We start from the raw sequence: 3,263 nt of genomic DNA, 5'->3' as shown, positions 1-3,263 counted from the left end.
CGCCGGGGAGGACGCCAGCCGGGCGGTCGGGGAGGACGCCAGCCGGGCGGTCGGGCGAGGGCAGGCTGGTCACGCTCGGGAGACTGTGAGGATCGCGGTGGAGGCGTCATAGGTGACGGTCGAGGACAGAGCTTCCGCGGACAGGGCCGCCCGCAGCCGATGGACGTCGGCGCCGAAGCGCATCAGGCCGGCCGCCGTCACGTCCGGGGGAGAACAGCGCAGCACGCCCTCCGACGTCGTCTCCACGGCCGTGCCCTCGGCGAGCGATTCCGCCACAGTGGTCAGCGCGCGGCTGATCGCCGCGTCGTCAGCTGCCCGCGGGACCTCGGCAGCCGGGAAGTCCGGGAGGGTCGCCGCGGCGCGCAGGCCGGCTGCCTGGGCTTCCGCCGTACCCAAGGAGAACATGTCGCTGGCCGCGTCGCGCAGCAGAGCGACCGCGCCGGCACCCTCGTCCGCCCCCGCTCCGGGGTAGCCGCGCACCACCGCGACCGGCACCTGGTCGCACTTGCCCTTGACCAGCTCGCCTGCCCCGGCCAGCTCGTCGATCACGGCCATCTGCGTGAGCTGCAACTCGTTGCCGTACGGGTCGATCTCGCCCCGGTGGTCGCGGAACGCCTCGATGCCGGCCGCACCCAGCGCGACGTCCGTCAGGCCGTTGCGCCAGGCCCGGCCCATCGTGTCCGACACGATCACGCCGACCCGCAGGCCGCGTTCGAGCAGGGCGTCGCGCAGAGCGCGGGCCGAGGCGTCCGGGTCTGCCGGCAGCAGCACCAGGTGGGTCTTGTCGACGTTGGACGCGTCGATGCCCGCCGCCGCCATCACGAAGCCGTGGTGGGTCTGCACGATCGCCGTCGGCCCGCGGCGGGCGACCACCCGGCGGGTCTCGGCCATCAGGGCCCGCTCCCGCGCCTCCTCGCGCTCCGGGCCGTCGGCCGGGACCTCGACCAGCCGGCCCTCCGCCTTCGACACGATCTTGCTGGTCACCACCAGGACGTCACCGTCGCGCAGCCAGGGCGCGTTGGTGGTGATCAGCGCGGCCAGGTCGTCGCCGGCCGTCACGTCGCCGATGCCGCGCACCGGCAGCACCTCGAGACCGTCCATCAGGCGACCCCCGCCAGCTCCAGGGCCGCGGCGACCATCGTCGCCGTCCTGTCCTCGTCGGTCATCCACAGCGGCACCGCCCGGGTCGTCACACCCGGGATCGTGGTGCCCTCGTCGGTCGTGTCGACCAGCCAGCCGTCGAGCAGGCCGTTGTCGGTGCGGCCGGCATACAGGCCGCCGACCCCGGCCGCGCTCACCTCGACGCCGAGCGTCGCCAGGCAGCGGTCGGCCATCCCGCGCACCGGCGCGCCGCCGATGATCGGCGAAACCCCGACGACCGGCGCCGGGCCGTCCAGCACGGCCTCCTTGAGCAGCGGTACGGCGAGAATGGGCGCGATGCTGACCACCGGGTTGCTGGGCGCCACCAGGACGACGTCCGCGTTCCCGATCGCCTCCAGCACCCCGGCCGCCGGTTTCGCCGCCTCTGCCCCCACGAAGACAAAACGGTGCGTCGGCACGTCGCCGCGGTAGCGCACCCACCACTCCTGGAAGTGGATGGCTTTGCGCTCGCCCTCGACCTCCACGACCACGTGGGTCTCCAGCCGGTCGTCGGTGGCCGGGAGCATGGTGATGCCCGGCTGCCAGCGCTCGCACAGGGCCGCGGTGACCGCCGACAGGGGATAGCCCGCGTTCAGCATCGTCGTGCGTACGAGATGGGTGGCCGTGTCCTTGTCGCCCAGGCCGAACCAGGTCGGCTCGGCGGCATATTTGGCCAGCTCCTCCTTGACGACCCAGGTCTCGCCGACGCGGCCCCAGCCGCGTTCGGGATCGGCTGCGCCGCCCAGCGTGTACATCACGCTGTCCAGGTCGGGACAGATCTGCAGGCCGTGCATGCGCACGTCGTCACCGACGTTCACCACCGCCGTGACGTCGGCACCGATCTTCCGCGCGTGGGCGCGCACGCCCACCAGGAACCGGGCGCCGCCGATCCCCCCGGTCAGGACCACGATCCGCATCCGACCATCCTTGCGCACCCCGGCCGGATATGCGGCCCACGGGGCGCGGGTGTGATGTGCGTATCGGGTCTAGGCTGAGCCGGCTTGTCCCCATCCCCGTGTTCCCATCCCGTGTCCCTCTTCCCGTGTCAGGAGTTCAGCTGTGACCAGCACACCGCCGCCGCAGCCCGCACAGCCCCCGGGGCGCCCGGTTGCCCAGGTGATCCGGCCGCTGCGTGACCTCACCGCGTACGCCCTGGTGGCGGCGCCCGCCATCTGGCTGTTCGTCGCGGTGATCCGGCTGATCCCGTCCGGGGTGGGCCAGGACTTCCTCACCCGGGTGCAGAACAGCTTCTACAGCTTCGTCAACATCGAGCTGATCGCCCTGCCCCTGGCGGCGGTGCTGCTGGCGACCCTGGTCCAGCCGGTGCACAAGCACGCCAAACTGATCACGATCGCCGCGCTGGTGGAGTATGCGGTGGCGGCGTTCTTCGCGATCATCTTCGGCTTCCTGATCGCGCTGGTGAAGATCGCCGGCTGGAGCGTCCGGGTGGCGTTCGAAGAGTTCCTGGTCCGCGCGGCCTGGCTGGCAGTGTTCGCCGCGGCGGCGTACGCGGTGTTCCTGATCTGGCGGAACCTGTTCTACACGCCGAAGCCGAAGGCCCAGCCCGGGATGTACGGCCAGCCGCAGCAGTGGCAGCAGCAGCCGCAGCAGTACGGGCAGCCCGGTTACCCGCAGCAGCCCGGTCAGCCCGGGTTCGCGCCGCCGCCGGGCCAGCCCGGTTACGCCCAGCCCGGCCCGCAGCAGCCTGGCCCGCAGCAGCCCGGCCCTCAGCAGCCAGGCCAGTGGGGTCAGCCGCCGGCCGGGCAGGGGTGGGGAACGCCGACCTCGGCTCCGCCCGCTTCGGCGCCGCCCGCCTCAGCGCCGCCCGCTTCGGCCCCGCCGGCGTCGGCTCAGCCTGCGCCGGGCACGCCGCCCGGACCGTTCGCCCCGGCGCCGGGCCACCCGCAGGCACCGGGCGCCTACGGCCAGCCGCCGACCTACGGCCAGCCCCAGCAGCAGCCGGGTGGCTATGCGGATCCGACGCAGGCGCTCCCGCACCACAACCCGGACGACGCCGACCGCACCCGCGTCGTGGGCGAGGAGCCCCCGCCCCGCCAGTGACCGAAACCGACCCGCCGACCGCCCCCCCCCCCCGGGGCCCGCGCAGGTGGCCTGGTGACCCA

Annotated in this window: 3 protein-coding genes; 1 reads left to right on the top strand and 2 read right to left on the bottom strand. The window is 73.5% G+C overall.

The annotated features are described in order from the left end of the window. Positions 1 to 69: 69 nt before the first annotated feature. A complete protein-coding gene (locus AB0C29_RS40195) occupies positions 70 to 1,101 on the bottom strand; it encodes a coenzyme F420-0:L-glutamate ligase (protein ID WP_360832127.1) in 1,032 nt (343 codons plus the stop codon). Next, positions 1,101 to 2,057 carry a 2-phospho-L-lactate transferase gene (cofD, locus tag AB0C29_RS40190; protein WP_360832124.1) on the bottom strand — a complete coding sequence of 319 codons (957 nt, stop codon included), beginning with the start codon at positions 2,055 to 2,057 and terminating at the stop codon, positions 1,101 to 1,103. The genes AB0C29_RS40195 and cofD overlap by 1 nt, the downstream gene beginning before the upstream one ends. A 142-nt stretch (positions 2,058 to 2,199) precedes the next feature. Between cofD and AB0C29_RS40185 the strand changes: the two genes are divergently transcribed. After that, positions 2,200 to 3,201, top strand: a complete 1,002-nt coding sequence (locus AB0C29_RS40185) for a hypothetical protein (protein WP_360832120.1) — start codon at positions 2,200 to 2,202, stop codon at positions 3,199 to 3,201. Positions 3,202 to 3,263 lie beyond the last annotated feature (62 nt).

Origin of the sequence: Actinoplanes sp. NPDC048791 (assembly GCF_040650095.1) — a bacterium.
Lineage (GTDB): Bacteria > Actinomycetota > Actinomycetes > Mycobacteriales > Micromonosporaceae > Actinoplanes.
The sequence above is the reverse complement of the archived record's forward strand: the minus strand, read 5'-3'. Positions and strand labels throughout refer to the sequence as shown.